The 14,290-nt window shown below is 50.6% G+C and carries 14 protein-coding genes and 2 pseudogenes; 3 read left to right on the top strand and 13 right to left on the bottom strand.

From position 1 onward, the window contains the following. Nucleotides 1-217: 217 nt before the first annotated feature. Nucleotides 218-742, bottom strand: coding sequence for a dihydrofolate reductase family protein (locus ET33_RS30555; protein WP_036691180.1), 525 nt, complete (start codon nt 740-742; stop codon nt 218-220). 436 nt (nt 743-1,178) lie between these two features. On the opposite strand from ET33_RS30555, the pseudogene ET33_RS30560 reads away from it, so the two are divergent. Beyond that, nucleotides 1,179-2,020: pseudogene (locus ET33_RS30560) on the top strand (aldo/keto reductase). Between the two features lie 52 nt (nt 2,021-2,072). Then, nucleotides 2,073-2,867: an SDR family NAD(P)-dependent oxidoreductase gene (locus ET33_RS30565; RefSeq protein WP_036691182.1), complete on the top strand. Its 795-nt coding sequence runs from the start codon at nt 2,073-2,075 to the stop codon at nt 2,865-2,867. A 239-nt stretch (nt 2,868-3,106) separates the two neighbouring features. On the opposite strand, the gene ET33_RS30570 is transcribed toward ET33_RS30565, so the two are convergent. The 10 genes and pseudogenes from ET33_RS30570 to ET33_RS39390 all read right to left on the bottom strand — a co-directional run bounded on the left by ET33_RS30570 (nt 3,107) and on the right by ET33_RS39390 (nt 11,291). Next, nucleotides 3,107-4,225 carry an ROK family transcriptional regulator gene (locus tag ET33_RS30570; protein WP_036691184.1) on the bottom strand — a complete coding sequence of 373 codons (1,119 nt, stop codon included), beginning with the start codon at nt 4,223-4,225 and terminating at the stop codon, nt 3,107-3,109. Nucleotides 4,226-4,329: 104 nt separating this feature from the next. After that, nucleotides 4,330-4,709, bottom strand: a pseudogene (locus ET33_RS30575) (gamma-glutamyltransferase); the annotation flags it as partial. A gap of 29 nt (nt 4,710-4,738) precedes the next feature. Then, a complete protein-coding gene (locus ET33_RS30580) occupies nt 4,739-5,872 on the bottom strand; it encodes a Gfo/Idh/MocA family protein (protein ID WP_036691187.1) in 1,134 nt (377 codons plus the stop codon). A 32-nt stretch (nt 5,873-5,904) separates the two neighbouring features. Beyond that, the gene (locus tag ET33_RS30585; RefSeq protein ID WP_036691188.1) at nt 5,905-6,687 is read right to left on the bottom strand and encodes a sugar phosphate isomerase/epimerase family protein; all 783 of its coding nucleotides are present in this window, start codon (nt 6,685-6,687) and stop codon (nt 5,905-5,907) included. Between the two features lie 209 nt (nt 6,688-6,896). Continuing rightward, nucleotides 6,897-7,559 (bottom strand): glucosamine-6-phosphate deaminase, encoded by a 663-nt coding sequence (locus ET33_RS30590; protein WP_081890577.1) that lies wholly within the window; start codon nt 7,557-7,559, stop codon nt 6,897-6,899. 4 nt (nt 7,560-7,563) lie between these two features. Beyond that, nucleotides 7,564-8,355 (bottom strand): ROK family protein, encoded by a 792-nt coding sequence (locus ET33_RS30595; protein ID WP_036691189.1) that lies wholly within the window; start codon nt 8,353-8,355, stop codon nt 7,564-7,566. 15 nt (nt 8,356-8,370) lie between these two features. Further along, nucleotides 8,371-8,991, bottom strand: coding sequence for a Gfo/Idh/MocA family protein (locus ET33_RS36790; protein ID WP_051775841.1), 621 nt, complete (start codon nt 8,989-8,991; stop codon nt 8,371-8,373). Further along, entirely contained in the window at nt 8,966-9,433 is a 468-nt protein-coding gene (locus ET33_RS30600; protein ID WP_051775842.1) for a Gfo/Idh/MocA family protein, read from the bottom strand. The genes ET33_RS36790 and ET33_RS30600 overlap by 26 nt, the downstream gene beginning before the upstream one ends. A 437-nt stretch (nt 9,434-9,870) precedes the next feature. Next, nucleotides 9,871-10,902: a Cfr family 23S rRNA (adenine(2503)-C(8))-methyltransferase gene (locus ET33_RS30605; RefSeq protein ID WP_036691190.1), complete on the bottom strand. Its 1,032-nt coding sequence runs from the start codon at nt 10,900-10,902 to the stop codon at nt 9,871-9,873. Nucleotides 10,903-11,138: 236 nt separating this feature from the next. After that, on the bottom strand, nt 11,139-11,291 hold the full coding sequence (locus tag ET33_RS39390) for a hypothetical protein (protein WP_167336452.1): 153 nt from the start codon (nt 11,289-11,291) through the stop codon (nt 11,139-11,141). 92 nt (nt 11,292-11,383) lie between these two features. Between ET33_RS39390 and ET33_RS38720 the strand changes: the two genes are divergently transcribed. Next, nucleotides 11,384-11,623: a hypothetical protein gene (locus ET33_RS38720; protein WP_152570732.1), complete on the top strand. Its 240-nt coding sequence runs from the start codon at nt 11,384-11,386 to the stop codon at nt 11,621-11,623. 71 nt (nt 11,624-11,694) lie between these two features. Here ET33_RS38720 and ET33_RS30610 read toward each other — a convergent pair whose 3' ends face one another. After that, nucleotides 11,695-12,861 carry an MFS transporter gene (locus ET33_RS30610; RefSeq protein WP_036691319.1) on the bottom strand — a complete coding sequence of 389 codons (1,167 nt, stop codon included), beginning with the start codon at nt 12,859-12,861 and terminating at the stop codon, nt 11,695-11,697. Between the two features lie 98 nt (nt 12,862-12,959). Then, nucleotides 12,960-14,120, bottom strand: a complete 1,161-nt coding sequence (locus ET33_RS30615) for a serine hydrolase domain-containing protein (protein ID WP_200879255.1) — start codon at nt 14,118-14,120, stop codon at nt 12,960-12,962. Nucleotides 14,121-14,290: the final 170 nt, after the last annotated feature.

A 14,290-nucleotide genomic window follows, 5' to 3' on the forward strand; every position in this document is an offset into this window, starting at 1 on the left:
TACCGCTCAAACATTCGACGACTCTTTTCGTGCTTTAGACGCTGTTCTACTTCCTGTAATGCTTCCGTGTTGGATTCCATGGTACTTTCACCGCCCGAATAGTGATTCTTACTTATTCGACGTCAAAGACATTGAAATCCTTTCCATAAACAACAGGAGTCTTTAGTTCAACTTATATAGATGAACACATCGGCTCAAATGTTCAATTGCTAGAATTTTAAGACTTCACTGTATAATGCAGTTGAACCATTTGTCCGTAACGTTTGGTCCCGGCCAGGGAAAGCTTCAATTCAGGATTGTCTTTTTTGAACAGCGGAATCCCTTTTCCTAAAATCGTAGGCATCATTGTAATGATAAACTCATCAACGAGGTTGCTCTTCAAGAGTACGTCGAGAATTTCCGCTCCACCGACGATCCAAATTTTGGAGCCATCCTGCTCTTTCAGCTTCTCAATGAACACCGGTACATCTCCGGTGACAAAGGTCACATGTTGATTTGGCTGCCGCTCGGAACGTGAGAACACATAGCACTTCTTATCTGGATAGGGAAATTGATCAGCTAGTTCAAAGGTATGTTCGTATGTTTTATTCCCCATTAATACGGTATCTATCGTCTCATAAAATTCGCTATAGCCGTTGTCTCCCTCTCCTTCTGCATCATCGAGCCAATCGATCTCTCCATTTTCTCGCGCAATATACCCGTCTAAACTTGTTGCAATATACAATACCAGTGGTCGTTTCATTTACAATCTCCTTTCGCATGTTTGAATAAACACATCATTGCTGCTTAATCATCTTAACAACTTATATATGTCACCCTATGACATATATAAAAATTTAATTTTCGATGCTACACTTTGATCATGGCCTGTTTCCCCTCTCCAAATATTTTCTCACTATGTCCAAAATTTATTGGTCGGATTTACCGAAAGACCGCAGAAACACGATACTTTGCCCGACTGTCACGTTCAACGCCTCTTCCCGAAGCGACTCCAGCAATACCAATGAGGAGATGGTCGCGAGTATCGAATTTCTTGATCAGAAATTGGAAATAGTAATACAGGAAGAGGAAACGTTTAAATACGCCGCTTTTACAAATGAAGATGCGCTTGAACTGGGGTTAAAAATAATCGATTTGGCGAAGGAAGCCTATAAAAACGATAATGGAGGAAGTTTTCCATGCCAAAAAATTTGCAAGATACGACCACTTTGTACAATGGTGTGAAAATGCCTTGGTTTGGTTTGGGCGTTTTCAAAGTAGAGGAAGGCCCCGAACTTGAGAATGCGGTTAAAACTGCCATCAAACATGGATATCGCAGCATTGACACGGCTGCCATTTATGGAAATGAGGAAGGAGTCGGACGAGGCATCCTAGCGGGGCTCAAAGAGGCTGGGATTTCGAGAGGCGAGCTTTTTGTAACATCAAAAGTATGGAATGCCGATTTAGGGTACGAAGCCTCTTTGGCGGCATATGAAACGAGCTTGAGAAAATTGAATTTGGATTATCTCGATCTATACCTTATTCACTGGCCGGTTAAAGGCAAGTATAAAGAAGCGTGGAGAGCCCTGGAGACAATTTATAAAGAAGGCCGTGTAAAAGCGATCGGGGTCAGCAATTTCCAAGTTCATCATATTGAAGATTTGATGAAGGACGCAGAAATAAAACCCATGGTCAACCAGGTTGAATACCATCCTCGTCTCACGCAAAAGGAAGTGCATGATTATTGCAAACAACAAGGAATTCAACTGGAAGCTTGTCTCCATTAATGCAAGGACAGTTATTGGATCATCCGGTCATCAAAGAAATTGCAGATCGACACCGTAAATCGATTGCCCAAATCATTCTCCGCTGGGACTTGCAGAACGGTGTCGTGACAATTCCAAAATCGACAAAAGAACATCGAATCGTAGAAAACGCATCCGTATTTGATTTTGAACTGACCAATGTTGATATGGAACGTATCAATAGTCTGAATCAAAATCTTCGCGTCGGTCCGGATCCGGATAACTTTGATTTTTAAGATAAATTAACTTAGGTTATTTACCCATTTTACAATTCTTGGAGGAATGCGTGTGCAACTTCATTTGCAAGGAAAAACAGCACTTGTTACGGGGTCTACGGCAGGAATCGGAAAAGCGATCGCCGCATCATTAGCGGCGGAAGGCGCCAACGTACTTATTAATGGGCGCCGTGAAGAAAAAGTGATTAACACCATCCGGGAAATTCGAGACCGGCATGCCGGCGGTAAACTCGAATCCGTAGTCGCGGATCTAGGAACAGAGCAAGGATGTCAACAGGTGATTGAGAAATACGCTGACATTGATATTTTGATTAACAACCTCGGCATATTCGAGGCTGCCGAATATTTCGATATTCCGGATGAAGATTGGTTTAGATTCTTCGAGGTCAACATTATGAGTGGGGTTAGGCTCTCCCGCCACTACCTGAGCCGAATGATTCAGAAAAAAGAAGGTCGAGTCATCTTTATTGCCAGCGAGGCGGCCATCATGCCTTCGCAAGAAATGGCTCATTATAGTGCAACCAAGACAATGCAGCTCTCGATTTCTCGGAGCTTAGCCGAGCTGGCCAAAGGAACGAATGTAACGGTCAATACCGTTATGCCTGGTTCCACTTTAACTGAAGGAGTGGAGGCCTGGCTAAATACTCTCTATCCCAATGAAAAAATGACAGTAGAAGAAGCTGAGAAACGATTTATAAGAGAGAATCGGCCAACATCCATCATTCAAAGGCTTATTCGGCCAGAAGAAATAGCCAATCTTGTTACCTTCTTAAGCAGCCCTCTTTCCTCGGCCATTAACGGTACCGCTTTGCGGATTGACGGAGGACTAGTACGCAGCGTGTTTTAAGATTCGCTTTTAAAAATGAATTGAGGAATTTTGCAAGATTTACACCGATTCCGCGTCCCTTGAAATAAAGATGGAAGCCGAAAATTGGGCTCCCATCTTTATTTATTGCAGATTTTTCTCCGCAGGAATCACTAGACCCGCCACAAGCTCCATCAGTTGCTCGATCTGCCTGCACATCATGGCATACTGCCCACGTTGTCGGCCCTCCTATCCTAGCGAATCATTGTTGACGAATGCCATTATTCGATCGTCATCACTTTGAACATTTGATGCAGGCCTAAAGTCGCCGCTCCAATGGCGGCGCCGTAGTCTTTCCATTCCGAGGCGGCAATCGGCGTCGTTCTGCCTTCATATCCATGCATAAGGCTGATAAGTCTCTCGAAGAACGCTTTGTTTTCCGTCACCCATCCGCTCAGGATCAGCTGTTCGGGATTTATCAAATGCAAGATGAACGCGCAGCACTTGGCGATTTTGTGCAGCGCCGCGTCCATTTCGCCGGCAAACGGCTCAATGCCGTCCAACCCGAGCGAGATGAACGTTTGCAGCGTCTCTTCCGGGACACCCGCCTTGAACGTCTCGGGATAAGCAGCTTTAAGACGACCCGCAATCCGGTCTGTACCGAATTCGCTTAACTCCCTGATCATACCCGCGCGGCCCGTGCTGCCCCGGAAAATTTGGTTGTTCAGGACGAGGCCGGCGCCGATTCCGTAGTCGATCAGCACGTAGACGATCGTTTCGTGGCCTTTGGCCGCGCCGCTGAATCGTTCCGCAAAGCCAGCCGCGTCCAGATCGTTGACCATGTGGATGGGTATTTGAAACGCATTGAACAAAATCGATTTGAGCGGCATGTTTTCCACGAGCAGGAACGTCGAGGAGATCAGTTCCTGATCCGCGGATATGCGTCCTGGAATCGAAACGCCCATCCATTTAATAGACTCAAGCCCGATGCCGTGATTGTCGAGGAAAAACCGGATCATGCCGATCAGTTCGTCGCGGATCATGTCTTCCCCCGTCAGGTGCTTCAGCTTTTGCGAAGCGATGACTTTGCCCTTGAGGTTCAACAAGACGCATCTCGACGGCGAGTTCGACAAGTCGATGCCGAGCACGTAGCCGTTGTCCTCCCTAATGCTGAGCAGCGTCATTTTTCGGCCGACGCCGGAACCGGAACCGCTCGTCCCGGATTCGTACACGAGCCCTTCGCGAATCGCCTCGTCGATCAAGATCGATACCGTCGACGGGCTCAGTTTCGATTTTCTAGATAAATCGACCCGTGATATCGGACTATATTGATACAATAAATTCAAAAGCAGCGATTTGTTGATTTCCCGCATGGTTTGCTGGTTTCCGATTTTGCTCATAGAGGCGCTCCTACGTTCAAGTTCAATAATAAGAACATTATACCATTTATTCGAAACGTTTGGGTTCATTCGCTTGCCGTCAGCGGCTTTGTGGCACTGCACGTCTCCGGCGTCAGCGCCTCAAAGCCGATTCGGCGGGCCTCAGCGTAGCCGTTATCAAGCAGTTTTCGGACGGATACGTTCATTATGCGCGGATCGGTAATATACCTGAGCCCGTGTACAAACGCGAGCTTCGCAGCCTCGATCTGCTCGTGGTATGTTTCGACCGTATCTTTCGCGGCGAAATCGAACCCTTTCAAGATGTTGAGCGCGATGAACGCGACGAGACCTTGCCCGTTCCGCGGTATTTTCCCATACGTCGTATCCACGGTAGTTCACCTTGATGGGTTCGACCCATTCCGGCCGAAACGGCCGCCAGATCCGACCTGCGCAAATCCCCGCCGTGCTTGCGGAAATGCACTTCGATCCGATCGGCGAGCTCGCCCAGACAGGCTGCCGTCATTCAAACTTCATTTACATACGATCCTTCGTTAAGGTAAGCCGGGATTCGGCGGCGACTTCCTCCGCCGTCACTTCGCGTCCCAGCCTGTCGGACATGTATATGCCTTCGCTGATGAGCATCGTCTGAAGCGCCAGCTCGGCCGTTGGCAGCAAGCCGACGCGGCCTTGCAGCGCGGCGATCCAGTGATGCTGGGAGGAGTCGTACGCGTCTTCGTTCGAATAAAGTCGGTGGCGGCGCTGGTCCGCAGCGTCCAAATCCAAGGTGCTGTCGAAGTCCAAATCGCCGATCGTACTATGAAAACTGAACGGCGTTCTGGGCTTCAGATCCGTGTACGCCGGCAGTTGAATTCCCCCTCGCGACCCGATGACGCTGCCGCCGGGAAAGCCGCCGAGATGCACGGACCACGCTTCCATGATGTCGAGCGTAAGGCCGCCTTCGAATTTGACGAACCCGAGCCCGAACTCTTCCACGTCGAACCTGCTTTCTTCCTTACGGGCAAGGTCCATCTCCATCTCTTGATACACTTTGCCGCTGATGCGTTCTACGCTCGGCAGCCCGAGCAAAAATAACATTTGCGCGATATGATAGACGCCCATGTCGAGCAGCGCGCCGCCGGACGCGTAGGCTTTCTGGGTGAAATACTTCGTACCGTAGCCGTCGACGAACGGCCTGCCCCGGCGGCGGAAGCCCGTCGACCTGGCATGGAATACGCGCCCTAGCTCGCCTTTGTCGATCATCGACTTGGCGATTTTTGTCTCCTTGCGATACAGCGTGCTAAGCTGAATATGCAGCATTTTTCCGCAAGCCGCCGCCGTTTCGACCATCGCCTTGCCGTCCGCGTACGTGCCCGCTATCGGCTTTTCGCAATAGACATGTTTGCCCGCTTCAAGCGCCGCAGTCGTCACCGGCGCATGAAACGCATTATGCAGGCAGACGTCGACGGCTTCGATATCGTCTTGTTTCAGCATTTCTTTATAGTCGGTATACACGTGCGGTATGCCGTACATATCGGCAACGCGCTTCGCTTCCGCTTCGTTGACGTCGCAAACGGCGAGCACGTCCGTGCCTTCGATCGGCGCATACCGGTCCAAGTGCATTTTACCGATTTGGCCGACGCCGATTATTCCGATTCCAACCCGTCTCATGCTGCTACCCCTCTCGGCTTTCAACCGCTTCGTTATTGTAAAAGACGTTTGACTGTCGACAGCGCCCATTCGATTTCCGCATACTGATTCCCTTTGGCGTTGTACTCGATCGCCCAATGTCCGTCGTAACCGGCATCGATCAACGATCCGATCGACCCGGCTACCTTTCCGGCGTTGATCGACTTGTCGTCGATATGCGTATGCATCACCCATGGCGCGACGATGGCGTCTCCATTTTCAATGTCCGTTGTCCATCTTCCCATATGAAGCAAAATCCCGAAGTTCGGATGATCCACCGCTTCGGCGATCCGCTTCAGCAAGTGCGGGTTCAAAGCGGCTCCCATATGATTTTCCGGGCCGACGATGTAGCCCAATTGCGCCGCCCGATCGCAATAAGTCCGGTACGTGTTCACGATAAATTCGAACTCGGCTTCCGTAATGTCCTGTTTATTCCCCATGCAAAAATCAATGCGCACCGTCTTTGCTCCAAGCGTTTCCGACGCTTGCAAATGAAGCAGCGCGTTTTGGTTCAACCTATCCTGCAACGACGGATCGTCGTCGACCAGATGCGTGCCGTCGAGGCAAATGTTCGCGACGACGAGTTCCCGCTCATCAAGCGCTTCGCGTATTTTCCGTATAACCCCTTCGTCCGGCAATACGGGAAACCCGTTTTCCTGCTTGCAAAAGAACCCGTTCCATAAATCTACGGCATTCAGGCGGTATCGATGTTTCGCCGTCTCCAAATAGCCGAAAACGTCCATTATGTCGGCAACCCTCGAGTTATGGAAAGAATAGCCGCCGATCGAAAGTTTCATAGTCGTTTCTCTCCTTTTTGCGGCAAGCGCCGCTCCTTTATGAAGCTCAACAACACGGCCGGTCCGCCGAGAAACCCTTCCAGACTTATTCCGCTGCGGGTTTTGCTTCCCGTCGATCCGATTTGGAAACGATGCGTTTTCCGCTCCTCGCGTGGTCGTTTTCCTTCGTCAGTTCAATAATTGGGCCGCTTCCTCATCCAATAGGACCGTTAACGCTGGGTGTAGCTGCAGCACAGAGGCGGGCACCGAAGGATAGCAGCGCCTAACGCACGATGGCCGCCTTGTCCGCCCCTCTGGCCAACAAAACGATTCTTCGTCTTGATGCCCATCGAGACGCCTAGACGCGGTACTTGCTCCAAGGAACCGAACATCGCCGCCCGGGCGGCGACCGTCTGCTCGCCGACGTCGACGACCCGCGTAACGGAATGGAACGGTGCGCCGGGCTCGTTGAACGCGATATGCCCATTCGTCCCGATGCCGAGAATTTGCATATCGATGCCGCCCGCCTGACGGATGCGCTCCTCATAATCGCTGCATACCCGATTCAGGTCCGGCGCGGTGCTGTCCATAAAATGAATGCGTCCGGCATCCGCATTGACGCGCGAAAACAATTGCGCTGTCATGCGGGCGGAGCAGCTCGCCGGATTGTCCAGAAAAGCGCCTGCATATTCGTCGAGTGTGAAAGCGGTTATTCGGGAGAAATCAAGCCCCTCCGACCGATGCATGGCGAGGAGCTCCCGGTATACGCCTTCGGTCGTGTGTCCCGTCGCAAACCCGAGCACGCTGTCCGTTTTCGCCCGGATTTGATTCGCGATCTCTTCCGCGCATTTGCGGTTGAAATGCTGCGTATCGTTCGTTATGATGACGTTCATCGTTCTACCTCCATATCAAGCTTGCCGCACCGAGCAGCCCTACGCGATTGGTGTCCAGCGTCGAGACGCCGAACGACCGTAGCGATCCGGAAGCAGCCGGCAAACTGCACTTAGCGACATGGCGGCGAAGCGCATCTATGATTGTCGTTTCCTGCATAACGCCTCCTCCGAGCACGACGGCTTCCGGATTGATTAAATTAATGGCATTAACAATTGCTATGCCGAGCGCATTCACCGCTTGTTCCTTCACCTGAACCGCAAGGGGATCGCCCTCTCGCGCGGCTTCGAATATGTTGCCGGCATGCAGATCGTCCGCGCATCGGTGCAGCGTCGAATCGGGGAACGAGCCCAACGCCGCCCTCGCACGACGTATCATGCCGCCGCCTGAAGCGATTGGCTCCAGGCAGCCGCTCCGACCGCAAACGCAATCATCTCCCCGCGGATCGACGGTCATGTGACCGATTTCCCCGGCATAATTGGCCGCGCCGCGAATGAGGATCCCCCCGCTGACGATGCCGATCGCGATGCCCGTGCCGACGTTCATATAGAGAAAATCTTTGAAACGCTTGCCTACGCCGAACATCATCTCCGCGCCGGTCGCGGCGTGCACGTCGTTGTCGACGGCGACCGGCACGCCGTATTTGTCCGCCAGCATGTCCGCCAATGGGACCGGCTCAGAGATCGGAACGTTCATCGCCTTCACCCATACGCCTCGCTCGCTGTCGGCTTGGCCGACGAAGCCGACTTCGATTTTCGTACCGCCGACGTCGACGCCTAGCGCAACCGGTTGATCCATCTCGACGCGCCTCCTCTACAGTTCGACCGCGATGCCCTTTTTCGCCGATTCGTACATCGCTTCGACGATTTTCAACGACCGCAACCCGTCTTCAAGCGTGCTGGAGGGCGTATCGAGCCCTCGCACGCAGTCGATGAAATGCTTCACCTCGAACGCGTGCCCCTGCTGCAGGACGTCTTTCGGTGCCGGGAAACTCCAGCCTTGCGTCTTGACAACGTGCGGCTTCAAGCTCGCTTCCAATTCGTAGGGCTTGCCGTATCCGTTGTTGCTGTAGATCTTCAAGCCACCCGCTTCGTGCGTCGTGCTGACGTATGCCGTTCCTTCGGAGCCGAATACTTCTAGCCTGACGTCCATGCCGCCGGATATCGCCCAGCTGATGACCATTTCCGCCATGCCGCCGTTTTCGAAGCGCAGGATGGCGAGCGCCGTATCTTCCGCGCCGTTCTTTACATGCTCGCGCCATTTCAAAACGCCCGTTTCGGTATAAACGCGCTTCACTTTCGAACCCATGATCCACTCCAGCGTGTTGACGCCGTGTATACCCATGTCGATCGCCGCGCCGCCGCTGGTCAAGTTGGCGTCCCAAAACCATGGGCTATGGAACGGCCCGTTATGAATTTCGTTCGAGCGGAGCATGAGAATCGCCGAACGCCCCTTCGTCGACCAACTGCTTGGTGCGGACGAGCGCGGGCTTAAAACGCATGTTTTCGGCGTAGACGGCGACGATGCCTTTTTCTTTGGCGGCCCTGACGATTTCCTCTCCTTCCTGCGAATTGCGGGCAAGCGGCTTCTCGATGAGGAATGGCTTCCCCGCGCGAATGCACGCCATCGCCATATCGAAATGCAGATGGTTCGGCACCGTAATATCTACGCAGTCGATTTGCGGATCTTCGATCAACTCGCGCCAATCGTCCGTCCATCGCGCAACGCCGAATTCCTCGGCCGCGGCTTTCGCTTTCTCTTCCGTTCTTGAAGCGAACATGCCGACGTTGAAATCGAACAGCTTGTAGCCTTCCGCATGCACTTTCCCCATGAAACCCGTGCCGATGATCCCGATTGTAACCGCTTTACTTGTCATTTGTCGTGCTCCCTTCTTTCGGCTCTCGTTTGACAGTTCAGATTATATCACATTATTTTTTTCGATGGAATAATTAATTTATCTCTCGGATTGGAGGACAATATTGTACATTATTGAGACATGAACATGGATCTTTCCACGATTCCTTTGGACGATAAAAATGGAATACTTGAGCTAAGGCTTCAAGTATTCCCGAGAGAGTACCGTGTCGGGGTACATCTTAAATTCCAAAAAGACATTCCAAACTGTTTAGTATATCAACATTGGAATAACCTTCCAAAGCGAGGTGAATTGGAGGGTTATGGTCCGTCGGGAAAGAGATGATGTTCTTGTCATCCAACACAAATCAAAACGGCTGCCCTCTTCATGGCAGCCGTTTCTCTTTCCAGTCGCAGGCCTGCTGCGTCCGGCGTAATAAATTTAATTTCCGACACCGATTATTCGGAACGGTATAGCTGGCCGCATGCCGCGTTAATGTCCGATCCGAATTGAGTTCGGACCGTGATACTAATACCCTTTGACTTCAAGATCCGAACAAACGCTTGAATCCGATTAGGATCAGATTGCTGATAGCTGTCTGGCGTAACTTCAGTCGAATTGAATGGAATCAGGTTAACGTGGTAGAGATGTTCCCCGGATCCCCTTCCCCTTAACAACTCGGCAACTGCTTCCGCATGCGCCGTCGAGTCGTTGACTCCTCGAAGAAGAATATACGCAATATACACCTTTCTCCCTGTATGCCGGATGTGACGATCCAATGCCTTCAGCACGTCGCGGACTGGGAATCGGTCGTTGATCGGCATCAGCTCACTTCGCTGATCGTCGAACGGTGAATGCAGTGAGAAGGTTAGATTGACCTGCGGAAACTCCCGTGTCAGCTTGTCGATCCCCGGCAACAGGCCGATGGTGGAAATCGTAATTCGTCGATGTCCTAAACCAAAGAGATGCGGGTCGGTCAAAATCGTCACTGCATCAAAAATATGCGGGTTGGCGAGCGCCTCCCCCATACCCATGAATGAGACGCTATCCAAGGCGTGGCCGTTCAAGCGAAAGTGCAGCAATTGGTCGGTAATTTCGTCGGCGGTCAGATTTCGTTTCAGGCCGATGGTACCGGTGGCGCAAAACCTGCACCCGAATCCGCAGCCGCACTGCGTGGAAATACAATACGATTTCCACCCCTGCTCATAAGTAAGTCGTACAGCCTCCACGTGTTCGTCGCCCGCAATGGCAAACAGCACCTTGCTGACCTGGTTTGACGTGAGTTCCTTTACCGGAACGATGCTGCAGACGTTCGGACCAAGCATCCGGGTCAGCTCGTCGCGCAAAAATTTGGGCAGCACGGTCATCCGTCCGTATTCGCCGACGTTTTGCTTGAAAATCGCGTCCATAATCTGAGCATACCGATACTCAGGCTGCTTGAAGTCGGACAACATTCGCCGAATCGTTTCATATTTCGAGGTTAATCTCATGTCTTCTCCTTACCGCCGGAGAAAACGTAAAAAAGCAACCGTCAGTTGGTGCTTTGACACGTCATTAACCAACTATACGGAAAAAGCGCATACGTTTGCAGACGGATCGCTACGTGCACCTGTCGATAGATTGGTAAACTTCCGGCAACCGAATTGTTTTTTTGTGAACCGCTTCATCTAACAGGAACCGGCTCACAGAATCATCTACAACCTCAATCTTCATCGCTTTCATCCTCCTAGAAATGGTTAATCTCTTTCAGTTCCACAATCTTTGTCGCGATATGCTTGCAAAACTCGCTGTCATGCTCCACAAAAAGGATGGTCGGAGAATGCTCCAGCAGCAGTTCTTCGATTTGCATCCGGTAAATGACGTCAACCTCCTTTGTCAAAATAAAAAAGAGCTACAAGAAAGTTACCTTTCTTGTAGCTCAAAAAATACGGCACATCCAGCCCGGTGCACGGTATGAAAAGGATATATTTTTTGAGTGAAAAGAATAAGGTAACTTTCTTACCAATAAAGAATAAAACAAATTCTGCTTTATTCTTAAAAAAAGTGGCAAGAAATATTACATTATCCTCTTCAACTCCAATCGTTAAGTGTCAGCACGATCTTAACATACCCGCTTCTACATTGCAACATCCTTTGAACACTCCCGCCACCTGCGCTAATGGCGCTGAGGTGGGGATTCTTGCAAACAGAGAAGCATCCTTCTCTTCTTGAGCAAGCGATCCCTGCGGTTCCCGCAGTTCAGCCCAACTTCGCCAACAAACGCAGTCCTTCTTGCAAGATGTTCAAGCTGGCATGTTTTCCTTTATACCTTTTGAGTTAAAGAAAAGAATTTTTATTACAATACAAGCAAGGGCCAACACAATAAACAGCAAGCCGCTCCATATGGTCCCTTTCACGCCTAAAAAATCAATAAACATCCCGCCTGCTGCCGAACCGATGAACACACCAAGATTGATGAAAGAAATATACAGTCCAGTAGCAAATTCAGGCGCTTCGGGAGCCTCGGATGTTAACCATATCTGCGTTATAATGAGTCCGCTGGTATGAACCGCTCCCCACAAGACCATGATCAAAATAATAGGTACTATAGACGACGTTTCTCCTAAGGAAAGCAAAAAGTAAGAGAGCGCTAATACGATCGGTTGGAACACAGTCGTTCTCGCCATATGGATTCCAATCAGTCTCCCCGCGAGCAAGTTGCCGGCCACTCCCCCGATACCGAATATGACAAGCATGACACTAACGGTCTCTCCGTTCATCCCCATCACTTGTTCCAAATATTCGGCAGAATAACTATAGACAGAAAACATTGCCGCAAATATAAAAGTTGCAGCGCCAATATTGATCCAAAGGGGGATTTTACGCAATATATCGAGCTGCTTCCCATAAGTTACTTTCTCCGCTTTCGGCGTTTTCGGAAGCATAATGGCGATCCCGATCCCAGCAGCGATGTTGACAAGGGTACAGAATAGAAAAGCGGCCTCGAATGATAATTGATGCTGGATATAGGTTGTTATCGGAATTCCAAGTACCATGCCCATACTGGTCCCGACAAATGCTTTGGCGGAAGCTTGCGTCGCTTTTTCCTTAGGATACAGTGAAATAGCTGTGACAAAAGCCAAAGAAAAATAGACGGGATGGAACAAAGCCGGAATCACGCGAAGCGCCAGTAACACATAAAAATTCGGAGCGTAAGCTGACAATAAACTGCTCCCGGCAAAAATGAACAGACATGTCATCAATACATTTTTGCGGTTAAGTTTGGAAAGTAGCAATACCATAAAGGGACCAAACAACGCGATGACAATCGCAAACGCGCCAACGAGCATCCCGGCCTGAGATGTACTGATGCTGTAGCGTTCAATGATTGCCGGCAGTATCCCGACAACGCCAAATTCAATGGTGTATACGCCAAATAAACCCAGTGCAATGAAAAATATAGGGTTCATGGTCTTTTTAACCGAACTGAATTGAGCCAACCTCTCCACTCCCTTGTATAAAAGAGCCTGGTCCGGATCATACCGTACTAGGCTCTTAAACGCATTCTTTATTGCTTGATTCCGTCGTAAACGGCTTGGCAGAGATCGACGGTAAACTGGCCCGACATGCCTTCCAGCGCGGTATTGGTAAATGCCACAACGCTGAGCTTCCGCTCAGGATCAACGAACCACGAATGGCCGTAGGTCCCGCCCATCCGCCAGGTGCCCGGCGATTCCGGCGTGCCTGCGGCGACAGGATCCTTAAGCAGCGTAAATCCAAGACCGAAGCCTCTGCCCGGCCAATAAGCCATCGGCAGATCGCCGATCTGGTTTGTCGTCATTTCGTGAACCAGCCGCTCAGACAGCAGCGGCGTTCCTCCCTTGCGCAAGGTTTCCAGCAACTGTAAAAAGTCATGGGCGCTTCCGACCATGCCGGCCCCGCCAGAAGGAAAAGCCGATTCGTCAAACGCCCGGCTAGGGGCAAGCCGGAAGCCCGCCGTGCCTTCCACGAATGCCAGGCTGTCGGGATCATGCATAGGCCGCGGCACAGGAACATCATTGGCATAAGCAGTGGTCAGTCGCTCCGGGTCAATGGCCGTAAACCCGGTGTCATTCATGCCAAGCGGTTTCAGCACCAAGGAATGAACGGCTTCTTGAAGCGGCATTTCAGTAACCTTGGCGATAACGGCGCCCAGCACATCTGTCGCGATCGAATATTTCCACTGAGTGCCTGGTGTGTAAAGGAGCGGAACGGAGGCGATACGGCGCAGGTTCTCTTCCAATGTGATCCCGGCCTGGTCCATCCCATCCGACACCCCTGCACGGTGATAGGAACCATTCTCTTCCTGAAAGAAACGATACGTCAGCCCCGCCGTGTGCGTTATTAAATGCCGAATCGTGAGCTCCGCGATTTCGCCATTTTGCAAACGCGGCTGAAAGTATGGAAGCCATCGATCAACGCGGTCGTCTAGCTGGAGCCGGCCTTGCGATATGAGTACCAAGGCAGCCGTTGAAACGATCGGTTTCGATACGGAGGCAAGCCTGAACAAGGCATTTTCTTGCATCGGATTGTTCCTCTCACGGTCAGCAAAACCGGCAACACCGTTATAAACCAGCACGCCGTCTACCGCCACCTTAACCACAGTGCCAACCAGCCGATTATCGGCAAGAGTACGCTCGATAACTTCATCCAGACTTGTATTCAGGTTTGTATCCAAATTCTTACTCAACTTTCATCATCCTTTCTCAATAGTTAAAGCCTTGATTACTTTACTATTGTGAGTTTATTATAATTATTAAGTGCAGTGATTTACATAAAGCATTCAAGTTATATCTACCCTAAAACAAAGAAAAACGAGTTAGTTGATAAGGAAATCCTTAAAATTAAAGGAGCGATTTC

It is taken from the genome of Paenibacillus tyrphae (assembly GCF_000722545.1).
Lineage (GTDB): Bacteria > Bacillota > Bacilli > Paenibacillales > NBRC-103111 > Paenibacillus_G > Paenibacillus_G tyrfis.

Excerpts from the sequence above, each read along its gene's own strand:
- ET33_RS30600 (WP_051775842.1), bottom strand. The coding sequence starts at position 9,433 with ATGACAAGTAAAGCGGTTACAATCGGGATCATCGGCACGGGTTTCATG.
- ET33_RS30580 (WP_036691187.1), bottom strand. The coding sequence starts at position 5,872 with ATGAGACGGGTTGGAATCGGAATAATCGGCGTCGGCCAAATCGGTAAA.
- ET33_RS30585 (WP_036691188.1), bottom strand. The coding sequence starts at position 6,687 with ATGAAACTTTCGATCGGCGGCTATTCTTTCCATAACTCGAGGGTTGCC.
- ET33_RS30605 (WP_036691190.1), bottom strand. The coding sequence starts at position 10,902 with ATGAGATTAACCTCGAAATATGAAACGATTCGGCGAATGTTGTCCGAC.
- ET33_RS30570 (WP_036691184.1), bottom strand. The coding sequence starts at position 4,225 with ATGAGCAAAATCGGAAACCAGCAAACCATGCGGGAAATCAACAAATCG.
- ET33_RS30590 (WP_081890577.1), bottom strand. The coding sequence starts at position 7,559 with ATGAACGTCATCATAACGAACGATACGCAGCATTTCAACCGCAAATGC.
- ET33_RS36790 (WP_051775841.1), bottom strand. The coding sequence starts at position 8,991 with ATGCTCCGCTCGAACGAAATTCATAACGGGCCGTTCCATAGCCCATGG.
- ET33_RS30610 (WP_036691319.1), bottom strand. The coding sequence starts at position 12,861 with ATGAACCCTATATTTTTCATTGCACTGGGTTTATTTGGCGTATACACC.
- ET33_RS30595 (WP_036691189.1), bottom strand. The coding sequence starts at position 8,355 with ATGGATCAACCGGTTGCGCTAGGCGTCGACGTCGGCGGTACGAAAATC.
- ET33_RS30555 (WP_036691180.1), bottom strand. The coding sequence starts at position 742 with ATGAAACGACCACTGGTATTGTATATTGCAACAAGTTTAGACGGGTAT.